The sequence below is a fragment of the Pigmentiphaga soli genome, from assembly GCF_039541095.1.
Classification (GTDB): domain Bacteria; phylum Pseudomonadota; class Gammaproteobacteria; order Burkholderiales; family Burkholderiaceae_B; genus Pigmentiphaga; species Pigmentiphaga soli.
In genome coordinates this window covers 14,282-36,976 of record NZ_BAABFO010000019.1, presented here as the reverse complement: position 1 = coordinate 36,976, position 22,695 = coordinate 14,282, and the positions used below count along the sequence as shown (strand labels likewise).

Sequence of the window (22,695 nt, the reverse complement as noted above, 5' to 3'; positions counted from 1 at the left end):
GGGGGCCGGTCAGGCCTAGCGGGTATTGAGGATCTTGCGCAGCCGCTCGACCACGGCGGGCGAGGTCTTGTAGGCCTCTTTGAGGATGCCGAGCACTTCGTCGCCGTCGAGCGGGATCACGTCCAGCTTGAGCTTGGCCTCTTCGGCGATGAAGTCCTTGTCCTTCATCACGGCGTCGAAGGCCTTGCGCATGGCCGCCACGCGGTCCGGCGGCGTGTTCGGCGGCATGAAGAACGGCCGACCGATGGTCAGGCGCACGAACATCAGCTTGAGCGCGTCGCGGTCTTCGGGCGTCTTGGCGTAGTCCAGCGCCAGCGGCACGTCGGGCAGGTCGGGGTTCTTCTTCAGGCCCCACTGGATGATGGGCTTGACGGTGCCGTTCTTGAGCCAGTCGGAGTTCAGCAGCTTGAGCGTCACCCAGCCGCTGGCGCCCACGCCTTGCACCTCGCCGCGCTCCATCGCGGCATGCACCGCCGGCGTGCTCTCGTAGCCGCTGACGACCTTGAACCTGGTGCCGAGCACGGCGTTGGACAGGGTCGGGAAGTCGTACTGCGTGACGCCCGGCGCCTGGGCGCCCACCAGCAGCCGGGTCTTGAAGACCTCGTCGAAGCTTTGCACCGGCGCCGTGTGCCAGACGTAGCCGACGTGGGTCTCCTGGTTGGTGGTACCCAGCCAGTTGATCTTCAGCGGGTCGAAGCGGGCCACGCTGGGGGTGAACAGCGTGGCGGTCGGGATCCCGCCGAACGACGCGCCGATCACCGTGCCGTCGAACGGGCCGGCGTTGCACAGCGTGTTGGTCATCGAGATGCTGCCGGAGCCGGGCTGGTTCTGCACGATGAAGGTCGGGTGCCCGGGCAGGTACTTGCCCATGTACTTGGCGACCGCGCGGGCATTGAGGTCATAGCCCGATCCCGGCGCCACGCCCACCACGACGCGCACGGTCTTGCCCTTGTAGAAGTCCTCCACGGCGTCGGCGCGCGCCTGCAGGTGCGCGCAGGCCAGCATGGCCAGGGCGGCCAGGCCCATTCGTTTCATTTTCATTGTCTCCTCGCGGAATCGTTGTCGTTGCCGCTTCGGCGGCTCACTCGTCGGCGATCGTGTTGCGCAGGGTGCCGATGCCTTCGATCTCCACCTCGACCACGTCGCCCGCCTTCATCCATACCGGCGGCTCGCGGAAGGCGCCGACCCCGCCGGTGGTGCCGGTGATGATCACGTCGCCCGGTTCGAGCTGCGTGAAGGTGGAGCAGTATTCGATCAGCGCCGGCACGTCGAAGATCAGGTCGTCGAAGGTGGCGTGCTGCATTTCCTGGCCGTTGAGCCGCGTGCGGATGGCTCGGCGGCCGAGGTCGCCGAGTTCGTCGGGCGTGGCCAGCCAGGGACCGAAGCCGCCGGTGGCGGGGAAGTTCTTGCCGGGCGTGTACTGGATGGTGTGGCGCTGCCAGTCGCGGATCGAGCCGTCGTTGTAGCAGGCGTAGCCGGCCACCACCGACAGCGCATCGGCGCGCGCCACGTGGCGGCAGGTCTTGCCGATGACGACCGCCAGCTCGCCCTCGTAATCGAACTTTTCCGACACGCGCGGGCGGATCATCGGCTGGCCGTGGCCGACCTGGGTGTTGGCGAAGCGGGTGAAGATAGACGGCTTGGCCGGCAGTTCGCGGCCGGTCTCCAGCACGTGGCTGCGGTAGTTCAGGCCCACGCACAGGATCTTGTCGGGCGACGGGATCACCGGCAGGTACTTGATCTCGCTTTCCGCGTAGACGGTGCTGCCGGTGGCGCCGGCCAGGCGGCCGGCGGCGATCGCCTCGCGCAGGGTCGGCGCGACGGCCGACAGGTCGACGATGCCTTGGTCGGTGGCCTTGCCCCAGCCGGGACGGCCATCGGGCGTGACGAAGCTCAGAAAACGCATGGGGATGCTCTCCTTGTGATCCCGGGGGGGACGAGGCGGGGCCGGGCGCGCCCGGCCGGCCGCGTCTCGACTCAATCAATAGTGTTCGGGCACCAGTTCTTTCATCTTCGAGAACAGGCCGGCCTGGCCTTCGAAGCCGAAGCCTTCCCAGTGTCCGATCGTGAGATGGCCGTCGACGACTTCCAGCCCGTCGGCATAGCCCGACAGCACGCCGAAGACGTCGGGATAGGCCTCGCAGGCGCCGAAGCCGAAGGCGGCCGAGGCGTTCAGCGAGATCTGGTTGCCGCCGTGCGGGATCATGGACGCGGGCGACCAGCCGAAGCCGGCGAGCATCCCGATGATGTTGGCCGCTTCGTGGATGCCGTAGGCGTGGGGGATGTCCCACTGCAGCAGGTCGGTGCCGGGGCGCATGCCGCCGTAGCGGGCCAGGTTGCGCAGCTCTTCGAGCGAGAACTGGTTCTCGCCGGTGGCCACCGGATTGCCGTACATGGCGATGAATTCGGCATTGCCCTGGTAGTCGTTGGGATGGGTGGGCTCTTCGAACCAGCGCAGCCCGTAGCCCTTGAGCGCGTTGGCGAATTCCGGCCGGCGCTCGGGGCCGATGCCGGAATTGGCGTCGACCGCCAGGCGCTTCGGGTCGCCCACCACCGCCAGGGCGGCGTCGACCCGCTTCAGGTCTTCGGCCAGCGGCAGGCCGCCGACCTTGATCTTGACCGTGCGATAGCCCATGTCGAGGTATTTCTTCACCTCGTCGCGCAGGGCGTCGGGGCCCTTGCCGGGGCTGTACCAGCCGCCGCCCACATAGCACTCCACCTTGCCGGCCAGCCTGCCGCCGTTGTACCTGTCGGCGATCAGCTTGTAGGCGGGCGCCTGCGCCAGCTTGGCGACCGCGTCCCACACCGCGCATTCGATGGTGCCCACGGCGGTGGCGCGCTCGCCGTCGCCGCCCAGCTTCTCGCCCTTCTTCAAGGCCTGCAGCGTGGCGGCCGGGTCGAAATGGCGCGGATCGATATTGAGCTCGTCCTCCTTCATCTGCAGCAGCTTGGGGATGAAGCGCTCGTTCAGCTGGTGGGTGGGCGGCTGGAAACCGGTGGCGCTATAGGAAAAGCCGATGACCGGCCTGCCGCCACGGACCACGTCGGTAATGGCGGCCAGCACCGTGGCCGCCGAATTCACCCGCGAACCGCGCGCGTTGAACATGCTGGTTTCGACCCGCACGGTCTTGGCGCGGACTTCGACGATCCTCATCGTTGGTTTCCTCCTTGGAATTCTTGCTTTGCAACGCGCTCGAATGCCGAAAATTAAAACACAAAAATTCTTCTACATCTACTTTATGTATAAAAATAGTGCGATCCGAACAGCATGTACAATCCTAAGGACATATGCCTTGCGGAGCCTGACGCAGTGAAGTCCCTGGATGAAGCGCCGATCGAAGACCAGCCGAATGCGGGCGATACCATCACCATGCGGCTGTACAGCCGCCTGCGGCAGGACATCATCGAAGGAACGCTGCCGCCGGGCATGAAGCTGAAGATCGAAGACATGAGCCGCAGCTACGAGGCCGGCACCAGCCCCGTGCGCGAGGCGCTGAACCTGCTGACCTCGTTCGGCCTGGTCGAGCGGCTGCACAACCGCGGCTTCCGGGTCAAGCCGATCAGCGCCGCGGAATTCGCCGATCTGCTGCGGGTGCGCTGCTGGCTGGAGGAACGCGCGCTGCGCGAGGCCATCGCCCACGGCGACGAACAATGGGAAGAGAACATCGCGCTTGCGCTATTCCGCGTGAACCGCGCCGCCAAGGCGCGCGTGGCATCCGGCGAGCCGCGCGACGCGGCGTGGGAACGGCGCCACCGGGACTTCCACATGGCGCTGCTGGCCGGCTGCGGTTCGCCCATGCTGCTGGACTATTGCGGCCAGCTTTTCGACCAGACCATCCGCTACCGGCAGATCGCGGGGGCGCTCAGCATGCCGGTGCGCGACAGCGAAGCCGAGCATGCCGAGATCGTGGAGGCCACCCTGGCCCGCAAGGCCGACCAGGCCGTCGAGCTGCTGATGACGCACTACCGCACCACGGGCAAGTACCTGTTGGGGCGCCTGTTCGCCGATGCCGGCGAGGGGGGACCGCTCCGATATGCTCAGCCGAACTAAGCTTATCAATAACAATACGTTGATGTTTTATCGATAAAAGCATAACTTTCGGGGCTACGGCGGGGCCGGCGACACGGCCCTTTTCCTGACCAGATCGCTGTGTGCCCCATGCCCATCCGCTTTCCACGAATCCTCACGGCCCTCGCCCTTTCGCTTGCGGCGGCGGCACCGGCCTTCGCCGCCGAGCCGATCAACATCGGCTTCTTCTCGCACCTGTCCGGCAACTTCGCCGAGTACGGCGCCAGCTTCAAGAACGCCGTCGAGCTCTATCTCGACAAGCTCAACGCCGACGGCGGCATCGAAGGCCGCCCCGTCAGGCTGATCGTCGAAGACGACCGCAATTCGCCGCAGGAAGCCGCCACGGTCGCGCGCAAGATCGCCGCCACGCCGGGCGTGGTGCTGGCCATCGGCTCCTGGTCGACCACCGCCTCGATGGCGGCCGCGCCGATCTTCAAGGAAGCCAGGATCCCGCAGATCAGCCCGACCTCGTCGCATCCGGACTTCAGCCGCCAGAGCCCCTACCAGTTCCGCCAGAACAACACCGACGACGTGCTCGCGCAGTACAACGCCGACACCATCCACAAGAAGCTCAAGGCCAACCGCATCGTCATCCCGTATTCGCAGGACGACTGGGGCGTGTTCACCGTCAAGGCCACCTCGGCCGCGATCGAGAAGGACGGCGGCAAGGTGCTGCTGACCGAGGCGGTGATCCCGGGCGCGAAGGACTTCCGCCCGCTCATCAGCAAGATCAAGGCGGCCAGGCCCGACGGCGTATTCCTGGCGCTGCCCTACCAGGAAGCCTCGATCTTCATCCGCCAGCTGCGCCAGGCCGGCGTCGACATCCCGGCCGGCGGCGGCATTCCGCTGACCTCGCCGAAGTTCATCGAACTGGCCGGCAAGGCCGCCGAGGGCGTGGTGGTGCACAGCATCTTCTTCCCCGGCGATCCGTCGAAGAAGGCCTTCGTCGACGCCTACCGCGCCAAGTACGGCAAGCAGCCCGACCAGTTCGCCGCGCTGGCCTATGACGCCGCCGGCGTGGGCGCGGCCGCGATCCGCCGCGTGGTGCAGTCGGGCAAGCCGCTGACCGGCCAGGCGGTGCGCGACGAGCTGGCCAACGGCCCGGCCTACCAGGGCGTGACCGGCGTCTCGAAGTTCGAGAACGGCAACGTGAAGAAGGATCCGACCTTCCTGGTGGTGCGCGACGGCACTTTTGAATTGTTGAGGTAGCCCTCCTACGCGCTTCGCGCGCCCCCCAGGGGACGACGCTGGCGGCCCGGCAGAGCCGGAGCCGCGGCGTCCTGGGTTGGCGGCATCGGCTGGCCTGCTCTATGGAGCATGGCTGGCGTTTCTGTTTTACGAACGGCTTGCCATGCTTGAACTCTTTGCCAGCCAGATCCTCAACGGCCTGGCCATCGGCCAGGTCTATGCGCTGATCGCGCTGGGTTTCTCGCTGGTCTTCGGCGTCTCGAACGTCATCAATTTCGCGCAGGGCGCGCTGTTCATGCTGGGCGCGTTCATCGCCTTCAGCGGGGTCACGGCGCTGCACCTGCCGCTGCCGGCGGCGGCGCTGCTGTCGATCGCGGCGGTCACGCTGCTGGGGGTGCTGCTCGAGCGGGTGGCGCTGCGGCCGCTGGAGAACGCGCCCTATGTCGCGCCGGTGCTGTCCACGCTGGCCATCAGCCTGATCGTCGACCAGCTGGCCGAGATCATCTGGTCTCCCGAAGGGCAGTCTTTCCCGGTGCCGTTCGAGGAAGCCACCTATTTCTTCGGCGAGGCCTACATCACCAGCACCGACCTGCTGATCTTCGGCTTCGGCGCGGTCGCCACGATCGCGCTCACGCTGTTCCTGTCGCGCTCCTGGCTCGGCCGCACGCTGCGCGCCACCGCCCAGGACCGCGACGCGGCCGCGCAGCTGGGCGTGCGCACCACCGGCGTCAGGCAGCTCGCCTTCGGGCTGGCCGGGGCGCTGGGCGCGCTCAGCGGCATCCTGGTGGCGCTGTATTTCCAGAGCGTGTTCCCGCAGATGGGCCTGCCCTACGGGCTCAAGGGCTTTTCCGCGGCGCTGCTGGGCGGGCTCACCAGCACGCCGGGCGCGGTGCTGGGCGGCCTGCTGCTGGGCGTGGTGGAAACGCTGGCCAGCGCCTATGTGGGCGAAGGCTTCCGCGATCTGGTCGCCTTCACGCTGGTGCTGGTATTCCTGGTGTTCCGGCCGCAAGGGCTGCTGGGCGACCGGCGGCTGGACGCGCTCGGCGGCGCGAGCGGCGCCGCCGGGGCGATGCCGAGCACCAGCGTGCTGGCGTCGGCCTCCAGCCAGCGCGGCGCGGTGCGCGCGCTCGAATTGCCGCCATGGGGCTTCCTGGCCGCCGGCGCCGCGCTCGCGCTGCTGCCGCTGATCTCGCACAGCGCCTATCTGCTGCAGGCCGTGGCCTACGCGATGATCTTCGCGCTGCTGGCGGCCAGCGTCACGCTGGTTTCCGGTTCGCTCGGCATTCTTTCGATCGGCCACATGGCCTTCTACGGCGTGGGCGCCTATGCGGTCGGCATCCTGGCGCGCAACCATGGCTGGCCGGCCGAGGCCGCGCTGCTCGGCGCCGCCGCGGTGACCGCGGCCGTGGCCGCCGTGGCGGCGCTGCCGCTGCTCAGGCTCAGCGGCCATACGGCGGCGCTGGGCACGCTGGCGGTCGGGCAGATCGGCTATCTGGTCTTCATGACCTGGCTCGACGTTACCCGCGGGCCGATGGGCTTCATCGACATCCCCGCGCCCCGCCTGGCGCTGCTGGGCGGGCTTGCGCTGTCCGGCCTGGCGCAGAAATTCTGGCTGATCGCCGCCGTGGCGGCGGCCGCGCTGGCGCTGGCGCAGCGGCTGCTCGGCTCGGGCATCGGCCGGGCCTGGCGCGGCATCCGCGAAGACCGGCTCGCGGCCCACGCGGCCGGGCTGCCGGTGCGGCGCTACATCCTGCTGGGCTTCGCGCTGTCGGGCCTGCTGGCCGGCACGGCCGGCGGCCTGTTCGCCTACGTGCAGGGCGTGGTGAGCCCGGAAAGTTTCACCGTCGGCGCGTCGATACTGCTGTTGACCATCGCGGTGCTCGGCGGCCTCGGCAACCTGAGCGGCGCGGCGCTGGCGGGCTTCGCGCTCACGCTGCTGCCCGAACTGCTGCGCCCGTTCGCCGAGTGGCGCATGATCGCCTACGGCGCGGCGCTGCTCGTCATGCTGCGCCTGCGTCCGCACGGCCTGCTGGGAGCCCGCTAGCCATGGCCGCTGCCGCGCATACCCACGACCCCGGCCTGCGGGTGGACGCCCTGAGCCGCCATTTCAGCGGCGTGAAGGCGGTCGACGACGTCAGCTTTCGCCTGGCGCCGGGCGAGACCGTCGCGCTGGTCGGCCCCAACGGCGCCGGCAAGTCCACGCTGATCCAGCTGCTGAGCGGCATCGAACGGCCCACCGCGGGCCGTGTCCTGCTGGGCGGCCGCCGCATCGACGGCCTGGCGCCCGAGCGCATCGCCCGGCTCGGCCTGGGCCGCAGCTTCCAGACCTCGCGCGTGTTCCCCGCCCTGACCGTATGGGACAGCGTGCTGCTGGGCACCCAGGCCGGGCTGCTGCGCGGCCGCCACGGCCGCCTGGTGACCGCGGCCGCCGAAGTGGCCGGCGAACTGTTCGGCCTGCCGGGCTGGCGCCGCCGCCGCGCCGAGGCCGAGGCGCTGGCCGAAGCCGCGCTCAAGCGCTTCGGCGACCGGCTCTGGCCGCGGCGCGGCCAGCCGGCCTTCAGCCTCTCGTACGCCAACCGCCGGCGGCTGGAGATCGCGCGCGTGCTGGCCGCGCAGCCGCGCTTCGTGCTGCTGGACGAACCGGCGGCCGGCATGAACCCGAGCGAGACGGCCGAACTGGCCGAGCTGCTGCTCGCGCTGCGGGCCGAGCAGCCGGCGCTGGGCCTGCTGGTGGTGGAGCACAAGCTGTCGCTAGTGCGCCGCATCGCCGACCGCGTAATCGTGCTAAACCAGGGTCGCGTGCTCGCCACCGGCACGCCGGCCGAGGCGCTGGACCATCCCGAAGTGGTCGAGGCCTATCTGGGCCGCTCCCGCGCCCGCCCCGTCGAATCGGATGCCCACCATGGCTGAGCCGCCCCTGCTCCAGGTCGATGCGATCGACGCCCACTACGGCGCCGTGCAGGCGCTCTATGGCGTGAGCCTGGCGGTCCGCGCCGGCGAGGTGGTGTCGGTGCTGGGCGGCAACGCCTCGGGCAAGTCCACCACGCTGAAATCGGTGCTCGGCCTGGTCCGGCCCACGCGCGGCCGCATCCTGCTCGACGGCCACGAGATCCAGGGCCGCGCGCCGGCCGACGTGATCGGCCGCGGCGTGGCCAGCGTGCCCGAGGGCCGGCGCGTGTTTCCCGAAATGTCGGTGCACGAGAACCTGCTGCTCGGCGCCTATCCGCGCCGCCACGAAAAAGCCGCCATCGCGCGCGACCTGGAAGACGTCTTCGCCGCCTTCCCGCGCCTGGCCGAACGCCGCCGCCAGCCGGCCGGCACGCTGTCCGGCGGCGAGCAGCAGATGCTGGCGCTCGGCCGCGCCTGGCTGCGGCGCGCGCGCCTGGTGTGCATCGACGAACCCTCGATGGGCCTGTCGCCGCGCTTCGTCGACGCCGTCTACGAAGTGCTGTTCCGCTGGAAGGCCGAGGGCCAGACCATCCTGCTGGTCGAACAGAACGCGCGCATCGCGCTCGAACTGGCCGACCGCGCCTACGTGCTGCAGCACGGCCACGTGGTGCTCGAAGGCGGCGCCGCCGACCTCGCGGCCGACCCGGCGGTACAGAAAGCCTACCTCGGCGCCGCCTGAACCCGAACCCTTGTCATTGAAGAACATGCCTGCCGACGACCTGATGCCCCATACCCTGGAAACCGACGTACTGGTGATCGGCGCCGGCGGCGCCGGCATGGCCGCGGCGATCGCCGCCGCCGAGGCCGGCCGCCAGGTGCTGCTGGCCGACCGCAGCCTGATCGGCCGCGGCGGCGCGACCATCATGGCCCAGATGACCGTGGCGGCCGCGCTCGGCGAACAGGTGCCCGATCACTGGACCCACCACCTGCGCGACACGCTGGCGGCCGGCCGCGGGCTGTGCAGCGAGCCGCTGGCGCGCCTGGTGTGCGAGGAAGGCGTCGAGGCGATCCGCCAGCTCGACCGCTGGGGCGTGGGCTGGGCCCGCGCCGACGGCCACCTCACCCAGGCGCAGGCGCCCGGCCACGACCGGCCGCGCTGCGTCTACGTCGACTACCTCAACACCGGCCCCGCGGTGGCCAAGACGCTGCGCGCGCAGACCGCGCATACGCCCGGCGTGCGCCGCGTGGGCGACCTGCTGGTCACCGAGCTGCTGCTCGACGCCGGCCGCGCGGTGGGCGCCGTCGCGCTGCACCTGGGCACCGGCCAGCCGGTGCTGGTGCGCGCCGGCGCCACCATCATCGCCACCGGCGGGCTGACGCGGCTGTACCGGCGCAACAGCGCCTCGTTCAACATGGGCGGCGACGGCTTCGCGCTCGCGCTGCGCGCCGGCGCCCGGCTGCTCGACATGGAATTCGTGCAGTTCTTCCCCATCGGCCACCTGGCGCCCCGGCTGGTGGGCTTCGACCCGATCATGTGGGATCCCTTCCGCTACAAGCTGGGCGGACGGCTGCTCAACCGCGACGGCGAGGAGTTCGTCGGGCGCTACGGCAACGCCACCGAAGACGGCCGCTACACCACCACGCGCGACGCCGCCACCTACGCCATCTTGAAGGAAGTGGAAGCCGGCCGCGGCTCGCCCGCCGGCGGCGCCTACCTGAGTTTCCGCCACGTGCCCGAGGCGACGCTGCGCGCCGCGTTCGGCCCCATCATCCAGCGGCTCGCCGCCGCCGGCATCGACCTCACGCAGCAGATGATCGAAGTGGCCCCCATCGCCCACTACCACATGGGCGGCATCCGGGTCGACACCCGCCTGGCCACCGACGTGCCCGGCCTCTACGCGGCCGGCGAGGCCGTCGGCGGCGCCAACGGCGCCAACCGGCTGTCGGGCAATGCGATCACCGAGGCCGTGGCCTTCGGGCTGCGCGCCGGCCGCCAGGCGGCCGAAGAAGCCGGCCATGCCGCCCCGCCATCCGCCGCCGCGCTGCGCGCATTGGCCGCGCCGGCGCTGGCGCGGCTCGCCGCCGGCGACGAGGCGGCCCGGCCGCCCCACTACGCCGCGCTGATCGAAGAACTGCAGGCCGTGATGCAGCAGCACGTGGGCCCCTTCCGCACCGACGCCGGCCTGCGCCAGGCGCTCGCCGCCATCGAGGCGCTGCGCGCGCGCGCCGGCACCGCGCTGCCCCCCCTCGCCCCCCAGGACCCGCGCTGCCTGGACGCGCTGGACCTGCGCAACATGCTGCTGGTGGCCGAAGCCGTGGCCCGCAGCGCGCTGGCGCGCACCGAAAGCCGCGGCGCCCACCAGCGCGAAGACCATCCCGCGCAGGACGAGGCCTGGACGCTCAACCAGACCATCGCCTGGCGCGACGGCCGCTGGACGCTGGCCACCCAGCCCGTCGAGCGCCTGCCCCACATGCCTACGCCCGAGGAGTTCAACGCATGACAACCTCTTCCGACGCGCGCACCATCCGGCTCAAAGTGCATCGCGGCGGCGCCGGCGAAGCGCCGGCCGTCGACGAATACGCACTTCCCGCAGGCGCGGCCGATTCGCTGCTCGACGGCCTGCGCTGGGTGCGCGCCCATCTGGACGGCAGCCTGGCCTTCCGCCACGCCTGCGTCAACGCCAACGCATGCAAGGAATGCATGATGAAGCTCGACGGCAAGACGGTCTACGCCTGTATGGCCAAGCTCGAGCCCGGCCGCACCTACGACGTGGCGCCGCTGCCCAACAAGCCGCTGGTGCGCGACCTGGTGACCGAGATCGCACCGCCCAAGGAGCGGCTGTTCCCCGGCGAGGACGCCGCCGATGACGACTGAGGCGCCCGACGCCGCCGGCGGCCGGCTGCGCATCCTTTCTTCGGCCCACCTGGCGCAGGGACCGCACGCCGGGCTGTCCGAGCTCGAGTTCGGCCTCATCATCGCCCACAACGCCTTCAGCCGCTGGGTCATGCGCTGCATGACCGCCGCCGGCCAGCCCGACCTGGCCTTCACCGACATCCTGGTGCTGCACCACGTGCACCACCGCGAACGGGGCAAAAAGCTGGCCGACATCTGCTTCACCCTCAACTACGAAGACACGCACGTCATCAACTACGCGCTGAAAAAGCTCGCCGGCCTGGGCCTGGTGCAGGGCGAGAAAGCCGGCAAGGAAGTCTTCTACGCCACCACCGCCGAAGGCGCCGCGCTGATCGACCGATTCCGCGCCGTGCGCGACCGCTGCCTGCTCGCCAGCGTGGAAGGCGAGCTCACCGACGGCGAGGCGCTGTCCGACGTGGCGCGCCGCCTTCGCATGCTGTCGGGCCTCTACGACCAGGCCGCCCGCGCGGCCTCATCCCTATGACGACCACCTCCTGCGCACCGCACGCCGCGGCCCCCGGCCGCTGGGAATTCTGGATCGACCGCGGCGGCACCTTCACCGACGTGATCGGCCGCCGCCCCGACGGCACGCTGGTCACTGCCAAGCTGCTGTCCGAAAACCCGGGCCACTACGAAGACGCCGCGGTGGAAGCCATCCGCCGCCTGCTCGGCCTGCGGCCCGGCGAACCCGTGCCGTCCGAGCGGATCGCCGTGGTGCGGATGGGCACCACGGTGGCCACCAATGCGCTGCTGGAACGCAAGGGCGAACGCGTGCTGCTGGCGGTGACGCGAGGCTTTCGCGACGCGCTGCGCATCGCCTACCAGAACCGCCCGCGCCTGTTCGACCGCGAGATCGTGCTGCCGGAGCAGCTCGCCAGCCGCGTGGTGGAGATCGACGAACGGCTCGGCGCCGACGGCGGCGTGGTGGCGCCGCTCGACGAGGCCCAGGCGCGCGCCGCGCTGGCCGAAGGCCGCGCGCAAGGCTATGCCGCCGTGGCGATCGCGCTGATGCACGGCTACCGCAATCCGGCGCACGAAGAACGGGTGGCGGCCATCGCCCGCGAGCTGGGCTATGCGCAGATCTCGGTCTCGCACCGGGTCTCGCCGCTGATCCGCTTCGTGGCGCGCGGCGACACCACGGTGGTCGATGCCTACCTGTCTCCCGTGCTGCGCCGCTACGTCGATCGCGTGGCCGCCGCGCTGCCCGGCGTGCGGCTGCAGTTCATGCAATCCAGCGGCGGGCTCACCGACGCCCATGCCTTCCAGGGCAAGGACTCGGTGCTGTCCGGCCCGGCCGGCGGCATCGTGGGCATGGCCGGGGTTTCGGCCGCGGCCGGCTACGACCGGGTGATCGGCTTCGACATGGGGGGCACCTCCACCGACGTGTCGCACTACGCCGGCGACTACGAACGCGCCTTCGACACCCTGGTGGCCGGCGTGCGCCTGCGCGCGCCGATGATGAGCATCCATACCGTGGCCGCGGGCGGCGGCTCGATCCTGCGCTTCGACGGCGCGCGCCTGCGCGTGGGGCCCGAGTCGGCCGGCGCCGACCCGGGCCCGGCCTGCTATCGCCGCGGCGGCCCGCTGACGGTGACCGACGCCAACGTGATGCTGGGCCGGATCCAGCCCGCGCATTTCCCGGCCGTGTTCGGCCCGGGCGGCGACCAGCCGCTCGACGCGCAGGTGGTGCGCGAACGCTTTGCCGCGCTCGCGGCCGAGGTCGGCCAGGCCACCGGCAAGCCGACCACGCCCGAGGCGCTGGCCCACGGCTTCCTGGAGATCGCGGTGGCCAACATGGCCAACGCGATCAAGCGCATCTCGGTGCAGCGCGGCTACGACGTGACCCGCTACACGCTCACCACCTTCGGCGGCGCCGGCGGCCAGCATGCCTGCGCCGTGGCCGACGCGCTGGCCATGCCGCGCGTGCTGGTGCATCCGCTGGCCGGCGTGCTGTCGGCCTACGGCATGGGCCTGGCCGCTTCCACCGCGGTGCGCGAACGTTCGGTGGAGCGGCGCTTCGACGCCGCCGGCCAGGCCGAGGCCCGGCGCGTGCTCGACGAACTGGGCGCGGCGGCGCGCGCCGAACTCCAGGCCCAGGGCAGCGCGCCGCAGGCCATCGAAGTGACCGAGCGGCTCTACCTGCGCTACGAGGGCACCGACACCGCCCTGCCCGTCGCGGCGGGCGACCCGGCCGCCATGTTCGCCGCCTTCGAAAGCGCCTACCGCCAGCGCTTCTCGTTCCTGATGCCCGACCGCGCGCTGGTGATCGATTCCGCCGTGGCCGAGGCCACTGCCGGCAACGGCCGCGAAAGCGCCGCCGGCCGTTTCGCGCGCCCGCCGCGGCCCGCGGGCCGGCGTCTGGCGCCGGCGGCCACGGCAGCCATCCACAGCGGCGGCCAGTGGGTCGACGCGCCGCTCTACGCCGCCGGGCAGCTGTACGCCGGCGACACGATCGACGGCCCTGCCATCATCTCCGACGCCAACGCCACCACCGTGGTGGACCCGGGCTGGCGCGCCGGCGTCACCGCGGCCGGCGACCTCGTGCTCGAACGCCACCTGCCGCGCCCGCAGCAGCGCGCGGTCGGCACCGAGGCCGACCCGGTGATGCTCGAGATCTTCAACAACCTGTTCATGTCGATCGCCGAGCAGATGGGCTGGCGGCTGCAGAACACGGCCCACTCGGTCAACATCAAGGAGCGGCTGGACTTCTCCTGCGCCATCTTCGACGCTGGCGGCGAACTGGTGGCCAACGCGCCGCACATCCCCGTGCACCTCGGCTCCATGGGCGCCAGCGTGCAGGCCGTCATCGCCGCGCACGGCAGCCGCATGCGGCCCGGGCAGGTCTACGTGCTCAACGATCCCTACGCCGGCGGCACCCACCTGCCCGACGTCACGGTCGTCACGCCGGTGTTCGACCAGGCCGGCGCCAGCGTGCTGTTCTACGTGGGTTCGCGCGGACACCACGCCGACATCGGCGGCCTCACGCCCGGCTCGATGCCGCCGGATTCGCGCACCATCGACGACGAGGGCGTGCTGATCACCGACTTCCTGCTGGTGGAGGACGGCAAGCTGCGCGAAGATGCGCTGCGCGCCCTGCTGGGCGGCGCCCGGCTGCCGGCGCGCAACATCGAGCAGAACATCGCCGACCTGCGCGCCCAGATCGCCGCCAACGAAAAAGGCCGCGAAGAAATGCTGGCCATGGTGCGCTACTTCGGGCTCGACGTGGTGCAGGCCTATATGCGCCACGTGCAGGACAACGCCGAGGAATCGGTGCGCCGCGCCATCGGCCGGCTGCGCGACGGACGCTTTACCGTCTCGCTCGACAACGGCGCGCGGGTGCAGGTGGCGCTCACCGTGGACCACGCGGCGCGCAGCGCCACGCTGGATTTCACCGGCACCTCGGCCCAGCTGCCCGACAATTTCAACGCCCCGCGCGCGGTGACCACGGCCGCCGTGCTGTATGTGTTCCGCACCCTGCTCGACGACGACATCCCGATGAACGCCGGCGGCCTGAAGCCGCTGACGCTGATCGTGCCGGAAGGCTCCATGCTCAATCCGCGCCACCCGGCCGCGGTGGTCGCCGGCAACGTCGAGACCTCGACCTGCGTGACCAACGCGATCTACGGCGCGCTCGGCGTGCTGGCGAGCAGCCAGCCGACGATGAACAACCTCACCTTCGGCAACTCGCGCTACCAGTACTACGAGACCATCTCGGGCGGCTCCGGCGCCGGCGGCCGCTACGACGCCGCCGGCACGCTGGTCGGCGGCTTCGACGGCACGTCGGTGGTGCAGACCCACATGACGAACTCCCGCCTGACCGATCCCGAAGTGCTGGAACTGCGCTTTCCGGTGCGGCTCGAGCGCTACCGGATCCGCGCCGGCTCGGGCGGCGCCGGCCGCTGGCGCGGCGGCGACGGCGGCACGCGCACGCTGCGCTTCCTCGAACCGATGACCGTCTCGCTGCTGGCCAACGGCTGGAAGCATCCCGCCTTCGGCCTGGCCGGCGGCCGGCCGGGCGAGCCCGGCCGGGCGCGCGTGATCCGCGGCGACGGCCGCGTGGAGCCGCTGGCCAACGCCGACCGCGCCGAGCTGCAGGCCGGCGATATCTTCGAAATCGACACGCCCGGAGGCGGCGGCTACGGAGCGCCGTAGGAGGGGGAACGGGCAGTCGCCGTGTTGATCTGTAAATAATAAATCGTATATGATTTATTAACGCCGGACGCGGCGTGTCCGTTCCATCAACCCACCTTGAAGGGCGCAGCCATGCAAACCACCGAATCCCAACGCTCCGGGCGCAAAGCCCTGACGATCGACGACCTGCAAGGGTTCGAGATCCCGATCCGCGAAGTCACCCCGGAAGAAATGTTGTCCACGCGCGTCGCGCGCTACGACAAGCTGGTGTTCCCCGCCGACCGCTACCCGGACAGCCTGCTGCCCGGCCATCAGCGCAAGAACATCCTGGTGATCGGCACCGGCCTGATCATCGAGGGCGGCAAGGATCCCATGTCGGCCATCCCGATCAGCGAAGGCTATACCATGTCGTACGTGGAAGCCCGCCCCGGCAACGGCCCCATCCTGCACAACCACGACACGCTGGAGAGCTTCATCGCCATCCACGGCACCTGGCGCGTCATCTGGGGCGTGAACGAGGAGCACTCGCTGGACCTGAACCCGCTGGACGTGTGCGCCTGCCCGCCCTTCGTGCCGCGGCGCTTCATCAACCTGACGCCGGGCGAAGGACGCGAAGAGGGCTTGCTCATCACCGTCCAGGCGGGCAACCATCCGAAGGCCGAGTGGATCCACCGCGATGCCGACGGGAATTTCTTCGGCAAGACGCAGCGCGGCTGAACGGAAGACGACAGATGCCATCGAACCAACAGACGATAGCCAGCGAAACACGCATCACCGGGGCGGCCTCGGGCTGCCCGCTGTACGTGCGCAGGAAGCGGCTCGCCGGCCAGGACAAGGCGCCGGGCGAGCGGATCGTGGTGTGCGTGCATGGCGCGACCTACCCCTCCAGCGGCACCTTCGACCTGCCGCTCGACGGCGTCTCGTGGATGGACGATCTCGCCCGCGCGGGGTTCGACGTCCATGCGCTCGACATGGCCGGCTATGGCGGCTCCGGGTCCTGGGCCGCCATGCAGGAAGCGGCCGCCGAGCGGGCGCCGCTGCTGCCCACGGCCGACGCCGTGGCCGACCTGGCAGGACTGGTCGACCATCTGCTGCAAAGCCATGGGGCCGCGCGGCTCTCGCTGCTGGGCTGGTCGTGGGGCTCCTCCGTGGCCGCCGCCTATGCGGCGCGCCATCCCGCCAAGGTGGCCAACCTCGTCCTGCATGCGCCGCAATGGATCCGGCAGACACCCTCCATGATCAACACGAGCGGCAAGCTGGGCGCCTTCCGCACGGTCACTTCGGCCGACGCCATCGAACGCTGGATCGGCGCGATACCGGAAGCGCAGCGCGCCGCCACGGCGCCGCAGGCATGGCAGGACGCATGGGTGGAGGCGAATTTCGCCCCGGCCGCCGGCAACGGCGGGCAAAAGACGCTGCGCGCCCCAAATGGCGTGCTCAAGGACAACGCCGAGTACTGGGCCGCCGGCAAGGCGCTGTACGACCCCGCCGCCATCGAGGCGCGCACCTTGCTCATCCTCGGCGAGTGGGACCGCGACACGCCGCCCTACATGGCGCAGGAAGTCTTCGGGCGGCTCGCCAACGCCGCGGAAAAACGGCTGGTCATCCTCGGCGGCGGCACGCACATGATGATGCTGGAACGGCCCCGCCACCGACTGTTCGACGAAACGCGGCTGTTCCTGTCGCAATCGTGATCCGCGCGTGAACGACGCATCCGCGCGCGAGGCGGCCTCTTCCGCCGGCGGCCCCGATACCGGGGCCACCATCACCGTGATGTGCTGCGGCAGCTTCGCCAGTTCGGTGGCGATGCGCATCTGCGACCCGATGCTGCCGCAGTTCACGGCCTCGTTCCACGCGGCCACGGAACAGGCCGCGCTCACGGTGTCGGCCTTCTCCATCGCCTACGGGATCATGCAGCTCTTCTACGGGCCGGTGGGCGAACGGTTCGGCAAGCTGCAGATCGTCGCCTGGGCGGCGCTCGCATCGACCCTGGCCTGCCTGGCCTGCGCCGCGGCCCCCACGCTCGGCTGGCTGGTCGGCGCGCGCGTGGCGATGGGGATCACCACCGCCGCCATCGTCCCGCTCGGCATGGCCTGGATCGGCGACGCCGTTCCCTACGCCGGGCGCCAGGTCATGCTGGCCCGCTTCATCACGGGATCGGTGGCCGGGCTGATCGCCGGCCAGGCCATCGGCGGGGTGGTGACGGATTTCCTCGGCTGGCGCAACGGCTTCCTGCTGCTGGGCTTCTTCTACGCGCTGGCCGGGACGCTCCTGCTCGGCCGCATCCGGCACGAACGGGCCGCCGGCAGGACCGGCGACGGGCGGCGGCCGGCGGCCGCCTTCTACGCGATGGTGCCGGCGCTGCTGAAGGAGCGCTGGGTCCGCAGCATGCTGGCGATCGGCTTCCTGGAAGGCGCGCTGGCCTTCGGAGTACTGGCCTTCGTGCCCACCTTCCTGCACGAACGTTTCCGCGCCCCGCTGTCGGTGGTGGGCCTGGTCCTGGTCAGCTATGGCGTGGGCGGGCTGGCCTATACCCGGCTTGCCCGCCGGCTGGTGGCGCGGCTGGGCGAGCGGGGGCTGGCGATCGGCGGCGGCCTGCTGCTGGCGCTGGCCTATGCCGCCATGCCGTGGCTTCCCGGCCAGGGCTGGGCGGTGGCCGCCATGTTCATGGCGGGCCTGGGCTTCTACATGCTCCACGGAACGCTGCAGGTCAATGCGACGCAGATGGCGCCGCAGGCGCGCGGCATCTCGACCACGCTGTTCGTCAGCGTGCTGTTCCTGGGCCAGTCGATCGGCGTCGCCTGCGCCGCCAGAACCATCGACACGGCGGGCTTCTCGGCGGTCTCCACGGCCGCGGCGCTGGGCCTCGCGGCGCTGGGCATCGCATTCGCCTGCGCGGTCCGCCAGCGGCCGGGCCAGGGCGCAACGCCCCGCGAATGATTGTTCACACCTGGATCGCGGGCCGTGGTCAAATTGCGCAATGACCGCGCCGGTGGATGGCCATCCGCCGCTTATCCTTTGCAAACATGCAGCAAGCCCACACCTACAAGAGCCTGACCCAGATCGTCCTGGAGCATCTGCGCGAGCAAATCTACGAAGGCAAACGCAAGCCCGGCGCCAAGCTCAACATCGCGGACATTGCCAAGGAATTCGAGATCAGCCACCTGCCCGTGCGCGAGGCCTTGCGCAACCTGGAAGCGGAAGGCTTGATCGAAATCCACCATAACCGCGGCGCCGTGGTGAAGATGCTGACGCCGGAAGACGTGCGGGAGATCTTCCTGATCCGCGCGCCGCTGGAAGAGACGGCGGCGGCAGAGGCAACGCAGCGCTGGCGCGCGCGCGCCGAGCTCGGCGGCCTGGAGCGCATCCTGCAGCAAATGGACAAGAAAACCAACACGCCCGAGTGGTACCGGCTGCACCACAACTTCCACAACGAAGTCCTGCAGCTCGCCAACCTGCCCCGCATCAAGAAGCTGATCGAGGTGTACCGCGGCCAGATGCGGGCCTACGTCAAGCTCTATCTCAGCTCGCCGCCCATGCTTGCCATGACGCAAAGCGAGCATTACGAAATGCTCGAATGCATGGTGAACCGGGACGCCGACGGCATCCGCCTGATCGTGCGCGAACACCTGGCGCGCCCGGTGCGGGAAATCCTCAAGATCCTCCAGGCCGACGCCGCGCAGGCGCAAGCCCCGCCCCCGCCCAAGCCCGCCCGCAAACGCGCCGTGGCGCGAAGCGCGCGGGAAGCTTAATCCGTCCTGATGTTCAATTTGCGGTTGAGTTCGCCCCACCGGGTGCGCTCGCGGCCGACGTAGGCCTCGAACTGCGGGCCGGGCATGTAGCTGGGGACCATGCCCTGGTCCATCAGCTGTTTCTTGAACTCGTTGTCGTCCATCATTTCCTTCAGCACCGCGTCCAGCCGGCTCCGGGCGTCCGCCGCCAGGCCGGCGGGCGCCACGATGCCGCCCCAGGACGTCACCTCGTAGCCCGGCACCCCTTGCTCGGCGATGGTCTTGAGTTCCGGCATGTCGGGCACCCGACGCGAATCGGTCACGCCCAGGTTGAGCACCTTGCCGGCCTTGACGAAGGAAAGCGCCGACGGCCCCGAGCCGAAGGTGAAATCCACCTCGCCCCCGATGACCCCGACCATGGCCGGGCCGGCCCCTTTGTAGGGAACGTGCATCAATTCCGTGCCCGTCATATTGGCCAGCACCTCGCCCGCCAGATGGGTGGAATTGCCGATGCCCGCCGAGCTGTAGGTAAGCGGACGGCCGCCGGACTTCGCCCTGGCCAGGAACTCCCGCAGGGACTTCACTCCCAGCTGGGGCCCCACACAGAGGAATAGCGGGAACTTCACCATATTGGCCAGGTAGGTGAAGTCCTTGGCCGGATCGTAGGGCAGCTCCTTGGTGGTCCAGGGGTTGACGTCGAGCGGCCCGGTGGTGGCCGTGGCGATGCTATAGCCGTCAGGCCTGGAACGGTGGACCGAATCGAGGCCGATGATGCCGTTGGCGCCGGCCCGGTTCTCCACATAGGCCGAGACGCCCAGCCTGTCCTGCAGCTGCTTGGCGACGAGGCGGCCGAAGTTGTCGTTGCCGCCCCCGGGGGCGAACGGCACCACCACCTTGATCGGCCCCGTGGGCCACGCTTGCTGGGCGCGCCCGGCGCGCGAGAAAAGGGTCGCGACTCCTCCCGCGACCATGAACGAACGTCTGGTCAACATCGTGTCTCCTTGGGTTGTCTTATGATTGTTCAAATATGATATACGATATATCATCCAAGGCAACACTTGATTTCGATGCGCAAAAAGCCATCGCCCACGCAGGCTGCTAGCCCGCGTGGGCGATGGTGGCATTCGCGAAAGTGTGATGCGCCGAACGCGATGCGCAGGACGTGCTGCGCGCGGCGGGCCGCCCCCGGGGGAACGGCCTAGCCGAGTATCGCCTTCACTTCGAGGTATTCCTCGAATCCGAAGACGCCGAATTCGCGCCCATTGCCGGACTGCTTGTAGCCGCCGAACGGCAGGCTGCGGTCGAAGGCGGCGCCGTTGAGGTAGACGCGCCCGGCCCGGATGGCATTGGCCACGGCGCGTGCGCGTTCGCGGTCCCTGGACTGCACGAAGCCCGCCAGCCCGAACGGCGTGTCGTTGGCGATCGCTATCGCCTCGTCCTCGGAGTCGTAGCTCATGATCGACAGTACCGGACCGAAGATCTCCTCGCGGGCGATCCGCATGCCGCGCGTCACGTCGCCGAACACCGTGGGGCGCACATAGTAGCCGCGGCCCGCCTCCGCCGGACGCCCGGCGCCGCCGGCCACCAGGGTCGCGCCCTCGTCGATGCCCGACTGGATGAGGGCCTGGACCTTCTCGAACTGCGCCGGGCTGACCAGCGGGCCCATGGTGGTGGCCGGGTCGAGCGGATCGCCCAGCCGGATGGCGCCGACCGCCTCGCGCGCGGCCGCGAAAGCCGCCTCGCGCTGCGCGCGGGGAATCAGCATGCGGGTGGGCGACTGGCAGTTCTGGCCGCCGTTCGTATAGCAGGCGTGCACGCCAGCGATCACCGCGGCCCTCAGGTCGGCATCCGGCAGGATGATGTTGGCGGATTTGCCGCCCAGTTCCTGCGCCACGCGCTTGACCGTGTCGGCCGCCAGCTTGGCCACCCGCACGCCCGCCGCGGTCGAGCCGGTGAACGACACCATGTCGATCCCGGGATGCGCGGCGATCGCCTCGCCCACCGTGGGCCCGTCGCCGTTGACCAGATTGAACACGCCCGGCGGCAGGCCCGCATCATGGACGATCTCGGCGAACAGCATCGAGCTGAGCGGCGCGATCTCGCTCGGCTTCAACACGACGGTGCAACCCGTCGCGAGCGCCGGCGCGACCTTGGAAGCCACCTGGTTCAGCGGCCAGTTCCACGGCGTGATCAGCCCGCATACGCCGATCGGCTCGCGGCGCACGATGCCGTTGCCCATCCGCTGCTCGAACGGATAGCTCGCCAGCACGCGCGCCGCTTCCTCGAAATGGAAGAGCGCCACGGTGGCCTGGCGCTCGGTCGAGAAGGTGATGGGCGCGCCCATCTCCAGCGTCATCGTGCGCGCCAGTTCCGGCAGCCGCGCCCGGAAGCCCTCGATGATCTTCCCCAGCCAGTCCAGGCGCTGCTCGACGCTGGTCGCGGAATAGGCGGCGAAGGCGCGCCGCGCGGCCTTGGCGGCCCGGTCCACGTCCTGCGCCGACCCAAGGCTGATCCGCGCGAAAGTTTCTTCCGTGGCGGGATTGACGACGCCCAGGGTGGCCGGCACGGCCGGATCCACCCACGCGCCATCGATGTAGAACTGCAGACGGTCCATGTTCACTCGGCCGAGATCTTGGCGGACTTGACGATCTTTTCCCACTTCGCCGCCTCGGCCGCCATCAGTTCGCTGAGCTGGGCCGGCGTGCCGGCCAGCGGCACCATCCCCAGCTGGGTCAGCTTGGCCTTGCCTTCGGAAGAGCCGGTGTACTTGTTGATCTCCTGGTTCAGCGACGCAACGATGGCCTGCGGCAGCCCGGCCGGCCCCACCATCGCGCTCCAGACGGTGGCCTCCAGCTTGACGCCCTGCTCGTTGGCCGTGGGCACGTCGGGCAGGCCCGGAAACCGGGTCTTCGACGTGACCGCCAGCGCCTTCAGCTTGTGGGCCTGGATGTTGGGAATCAGCGAGGTCACCGGCGCCACCACGGCGTTCACGGTGCCGCTCATCGCATCGGCCATCGCCGGCGTATCGCCCTTGTACGGAACGGGCTGCAGCTTGGCGCCGGTATTGATGCGCAGGTATTCGGTGGCCAGGTGCCCGATGGTGCCGTTGCCCGGATTGGAAACGGTCAAGGCGTTCGTGGAGGACTTGCTCAGCGCGACGAACTCGCTCAGGTTCGAGGCCTTCACCGACGGATTGACGGCGATCACCAGCGGGATCTCGCCCACCAGGGCGATTGGCGCCAGGTCTTTCTCGGGATCGAACGGCATCGGGTTGTACAGCGACTTGTTGTTCGCCAGCGGGCCCGACGTCGCTATCCCCAGCGTGTAGCCGTCGGGCGCGGCCTTGGCCACGAAATCGACGCCGATGTTGCCGCCGGCGCCGGCGCGGTTCTCGGCGACGAACTGCTGCCCATAGTGCGTGCTCAGGTGCTGCGCCACCTGGCGCCCCACGAGATCCGAGCTGCCGCCCGGCGCGAACGGCAGGACGACGCGGACCATCTTGTTGGGCCAGTCGCTTTGCGCATGCGCGGCGCCCTGCAGCGCCAGGAACAATCCGGCCGCGCAGGCGAATGCGCGAGGAAATGCGGTGCGTTTCATCGTTGTCTCCAGATATTGCCGTTACCGTTTCCCCAGAGATGGCGGCACGGACAATTGATGTCTTGTACTTTTCAACGAATGAAATAGGGCAGACGCGCGGCCCGGCCGAGCAAGCCGGCGGCGCATGCGCGGAGAGCCTCGTTGGGGTGCTGTCTCCGGGACGGAGAATGCGCCGG

Annotated in this window: 19 protein-coding genes; 13 read left to right on the top strand and 6 right to left on the bottom strand. The window is 69.8% G+C overall.

Annotated elements, in window-relative coordinates; translation table 11 throughout:
- Positions 1 to 15: 15 nt before the first annotated feature.
- The 3 genes from ABD927_RS17775 to ABD927_RS17765 form a co-directional block, all read right to left on the bottom strand.
- Entirely contained in the window at positions 16 to 1,035 is a 1,020-nt protein-coding gene (locus ABD927_RS17775; RefSeq protein ID WP_345251187.1) for a Bug family tripartite tricarboxylate transporter substrate binding protein, read from the bottom strand.
- A gap of 46 nt (positions 1,036 to 1,081) precedes the next feature.
- On the bottom strand, positions 1,082 to 1,906 hold the full coding sequence (locus tag ABD927_RS17770; RefSeq protein WP_345251186.1) for a fumarylacetoacetate hydrolase family protein: 825 nt from the start codon (positions 1,904 to 1,906) through the stop codon (positions 1,082 to 1,084).
- Positions 1,907 to 1,981: 75 nt separating this feature from the next.
- On the bottom strand, positions 1,982 to 3,154 hold the full coding sequence (locus tag ABD927_RS17765; RefSeq protein ID WP_345251185.1) for an enolase C-terminal domain-like protein: 1,173 nt from the start codon (positions 3,152 to 3,154) through the stop codon (positions 1,982 to 1,984).
- 156 nt (positions 3,155 to 3,310) lie between these two features.
- Here ABD927_RS17765 and ABD927_RS17760 point away from each other — a divergent pair, with 156 nt between their 5' ends.
- From ABD927_RS17760 to ABD927_RS17700, 13 genes are all read left to right on the top strand, one after another.
- Positions 3,311 to 4,051, top strand: a complete 741-nt coding sequence (locus ABD927_RS17760; protein ID WP_345251184.1) for a GntR family transcriptional regulator — start codon at positions 3,311 to 3,313, stop codon at positions 4,049 to 4,051.
- 108 nt (positions 4,052 to 4,159) lie between these two features.
- The gene (locus ABD927_RS17755; protein ID WP_345251183.1) at positions 4,160 to 5,278 is read left to right on the top strand and encodes an ABC transporter substrate-binding protein; all 1,119 of its coding nucleotides are present in this window, start codon (positions 4,160 to 4,162) and stop codon (positions 5,276 to 5,278) included.
- A 142-nt stretch (positions 5,279 to 5,420) separates the two neighbouring features.
- Entirely contained in the window at positions 5,421 to 7,301 is a 1,881-nt protein-coding gene (locus ABD927_RS17750; RefSeq protein ID WP_345251182.1) for an ABC transporter permease, read from the top strand.
- A 2-nt stretch (positions 7,302 to 7,303) separates the two neighbouring features.
- Positions 7,304 to 8,167 (top strand): ABC transporter ATP-binding protein, encoded by an 864-nt coding sequence (locus ABD927_RS17745; RefSeq protein WP_345251181.1) that lies wholly within the window; start codon positions 7,304 to 7,306, stop codon positions 8,165 to 8,167.
- Positions 8,160 to 8,885, top strand: coding sequence for an ABC transporter ATP-binding protein (locus ABD927_RS17740; protein ID WP_345251180.1), 726 nt, complete (start codon positions 8,160 to 8,162; stop codon positions 8,883 to 8,885). The genes ABD927_RS17745 and ABD927_RS17740 overlap by 8 nt, the downstream gene beginning before the upstream one ends.
- 25 nt (positions 8,886 to 8,910) lie before the next feature.
- Positions 8,911 to 10,647: an FAD-binding protein gene (locus ABD927_RS17735; RefSeq protein ID WP_345251179.1), complete on the top strand. Its 1,737-nt coding sequence runs from the start codon at positions 8,911 to 8,913 to the stop codon at positions 10,645 to 10,647.
- Positions 10,644 to 11,021 carry a 2Fe-2S iron-sulfur cluster-binding protein gene (locus ABD927_RS17730; protein WP_345251178.1) on the top strand — a complete coding sequence of 126 codons (378 nt, stop codon included), beginning with the start codon at positions 10,644 to 10,646 and terminating at the stop codon, positions 11,019 to 11,021. The genes ABD927_RS17735 and ABD927_RS17730 overlap by 4 nt, the downstream gene beginning before the upstream one ends.
- Positions 11,011 to 11,544: a winged helix DNA-binding protein gene (locus ABD927_RS17725; protein ID WP_345251177.1), complete on the top strand. Its 534-nt coding sequence runs from the start codon at positions 11,011 to 11,013 to the stop codon at positions 11,542 to 11,544. The genes ABD927_RS17730 and ABD927_RS17725 overlap by 11 nt, the downstream gene beginning before the upstream one ends.
- Positions 11,541 to 15,212: a hydantoinase B/oxoprolinase family protein gene (locus ABD927_RS17720; protein WP_345251176.1), complete on the top strand. Its 3,672-nt coding sequence runs from the start codon at positions 11,541 to 11,543 to the stop codon at positions 15,210 to 15,212. The genes ABD927_RS17725 and ABD927_RS17720 overlap by 4 nt, the downstream gene beginning before the upstream one ends.
- Before the next feature lie 111 nt (positions 15,213 to 15,323).
- Positions 15,324 to 15,908 (top strand): cupin domain-containing protein, encoded by a 585-nt coding sequence (locus ABD927_RS17715; protein WP_345251175.1) that lies wholly within the window; start codon positions 15,324 to 15,326, stop codon positions 15,906 to 15,908.
- A 14-nt stretch (positions 15,909 to 15,922) separates the two neighbouring features.
- Positions 15,923 to 16,885 (top strand): alpha/beta hydrolase, encoded by a 963-nt coding sequence (locus ABD927_RS17710; RefSeq protein WP_345251174.1) that lies wholly within the window; start codon positions 15,923 to 15,925, stop codon positions 16,883 to 16,885.
- A 7-nt stretch (positions 16,886 to 16,892) separates the two neighbouring features.
- Positions 16,893 to 18,131, top strand: coding sequence for an MFS transporter (locus tag ABD927_RS17705; protein ID WP_345251173.1), 1,239 nt, complete (start codon positions 16,893 to 16,895; stop codon positions 18,129 to 18,131).
- An 86-nt stretch (positions 18,132 to 18,217) separates the two neighbouring features.
- Positions 18,218 to 18,943 carry a GntR family transcriptional regulator gene (locus tag ABD927_RS17700; RefSeq protein WP_345251172.1) on the top strand — a complete coding sequence of 242 codons (726 nt, stop codon included), beginning with the start codon at positions 18,218 to 18,220 and terminating at the stop codon, positions 18,941 to 18,943.
- On the opposite strand, the gene ABD927_RS17695 is transcribed toward ABD927_RS17700, so the two are convergent.
- The 3 genes from ABD927_RS17695 to ABD927_RS17685 all read right to left on the bottom strand — a co-directional run bounded on the left by ABD927_RS17695 (position 18,940) and on the right by ABD927_RS17685 (position 22,519).
- Entirely contained in the window at positions 18,940 to 19,914 is a 975-nt protein-coding gene (locus ABD927_RS17695) for a Bug family tripartite tricarboxylate transporter substrate binding protein (RefSeq protein ID WP_345251171.1), read from the bottom strand. The genes ABD927_RS17700 and ABD927_RS17695 overlap by 4 nt on opposite strands.
- 206 nt (positions 19,915 to 20,120) lie before the next feature.
- A complete protein-coding gene (locus ABD927_RS17690) occupies positions 20,121 to 21,536 on the bottom strand; it encodes an aldehyde dehydrogenase family protein (RefSeq protein ID WP_345251170.1) in 1,416 nt (471 codons plus the stop codon).
- Positions 21,537 to 21,538: 2 nt separating this feature from the next.
- The gene (locus ABD927_RS17685) at positions 21,539 to 22,519 is read right to left on the bottom strand and encodes a Bug family tripartite tricarboxylate transporter substrate binding protein (RefSeq protein WP_345251169.1); all 981 of its coding nucleotides are present in this window, start codon (positions 22,517 to 22,519) and stop codon (positions 21,539 to 21,541) included.
- Between the last annotated feature and the right edge of the window lie 176 nt (positions 22,520 to 22,695).

What these genes read in the sequence shown, in the direction of transcription:
- ABD927_RS17775 (WP_345251187.1), bottom strand. Translation starts at nt 1,035, where the DNA reads ATGAAACGAATGGGCCTGGCCGCCCTGGCCATGCTGGCCTGCGCGCAC.
- ABD927_RS17770 (WP_345251186.1), bottom strand. Translation starts at nt 1,906, where the DNA reads ATGCGTTTTCTGAGCTTCGTCACGCCCGATGGCCGTCCCGGCTGGGGC.
- ABD927_RS17765 (WP_345251185.1), bottom strand. Translation starts at nt 3,154, where the DNA reads ATGAGGATCGTCGAAGTCCGCGCCAAGACCGTGCGGGTCGAAACCAGC.
- ABD927_RS17755 (WP_345251183.1), top strand. Translation starts at nt 4,160, where the DNA reads ATGCCCATCCGCTTTCCACGAATCCTCACGGCCCTCGCCCTTTCGCTT.
- ABD927_RS17750 (WP_345251182.1), top strand. Translation starts at nt 5,421, where the DNA reads ATGCTTGAACTCTTTGCCAGCCAGATCCTCAACGGCCTGGCCATCGGC.
- ABD927_RS17745 (WP_345251181.1), top strand. Translation starts at nt 7,304, where the DNA reads ATGGCCGCTGCCGCGCATACCCACGACCCCGGCCTGCGGGTGGACGCC.
- ABD927_RS17740 (WP_345251180.1), top strand. Translation starts at nt 8,160, where the DNA reads ATGGCTGAGCCGCCCCTGCTCCAGGTCGATGCGATCGACGCCCACTAC.
- ABD927_RS17735 (WP_345251179.1), top strand. Translation starts at nt 8,911, where the DNA reads ATGCCTGCCGACGACCTGATGCCCCATACCCTGGAAACCGACGTACTG.
- ABD927_RS17730 (WP_345251178.1), top strand. Translation starts at nt 10,644, where the DNA reads ATGACAACCTCTTCCGACGCGCGCACCATCCGGCTCAAAGTGCATCGC.
- ABD927_RS17725 (WP_345251177.1), top strand. Translation starts at nt 11,011, where the DNA reads ATGACGACTGAGGCGCCCGACGCCGCCGGCGGCCGGCTGCGCATCCTT.
- ABD927_RS17720 (WP_345251176.1), top strand. Translation starts at nt 11,541, where the DNA reads ATGACGACCACCTCCTGCGCACCGCACGCCGCGGCCCCCGGCCGCTGG.
- ABD927_RS17715 (WP_345251175.1), top strand. Translation starts at nt 15,324, where the DNA reads ATGCAAACCACCGAATCCCAACGCTCCGGGCGCAAAGCCCTGACGATC.
- ABD927_RS17710 (WP_345251174.1), top strand. Translation starts at nt 15,923, where the DNA reads ATGCCATCGAACCAACAGACGATAGCCAGCGAAACACGCATCACCGGG.
- ABD927_RS17700 (WP_345251172.1), top strand. Translation starts at nt 18,218, where the DNA reads ATGCAGCAAGCCCACACCTACAAGAGCCTGACCCAGATCGTCCTGGAG.
- ABD927_RS17695 (WP_345251171.1), bottom strand. Translation starts at nt 19,914, where the DNA reads ATGTTGACCAGACGTTCGTTCATGGTCGCGGGAGGAGTCGCGACCCTT.
- ABD927_RS17690 (WP_345251170.1), bottom strand. Translation starts at nt 21,536, where the DNA reads ATGGACCGTCTGCAGTTCTACATCGATGGCGCGTGGGTGGATCCGGCC.
- ABD927_RS17685 (WP_345251169.1), bottom strand. Translation starts at nt 22,519, where the DNA reads ATGAAACGCACCGCATTTCCTCGCGCATTCGCCTGCGCGGCCGGATTG.